The sequence below is a fragment of the Metasolibacillus meyeri genome (genome assembly GCF_003049505.1).
In the GTDB taxonomy this organism is placed as follows: Bacteria; Bacillota; Bacilli; order Bacillales_A; family Planococcaceae; genus Metasolibacillus; species Metasolibacillus meyeri.
In genome coordinates, this window is record NZ_PYWN01000293.1 from 1 (window position 1) to 209 (window position 209).

Annotated in this window: 1 tRNA gene; it reads right to left on the minus strand. The window is 48.8% G+C overall.

Annotated elements, in window-relative coordinates:
• Positions 1-73: 73 nt before the first annotated feature.
• A tRNA-Trp gene (locus tag C9J34_RS21640) sits at positions 74-147 on the minus strand.
• Between the last annotated feature and the right edge of the window lie 62 nt (positions 148-209).

The window sequence follows — 209 nt, forward strand, 5'->3', positions numbered from 1 at the left end:
CCACGAATGCCTGAACCACAATCAGGTGCGTTAACCACTTCGCCACAACCGCCACGATTATTATTTATATTATTGGCAGGGGCAGTAGGAATCGAACCCACACCAAAGGTTTTGGAGACCTCTATTCTACCGTTGAACTATGCCCCTATTCAAAAATGGTGGAGGGGGACGGATTCGAACCGCCGAACCCTAAGGAGCGGATTTACAGT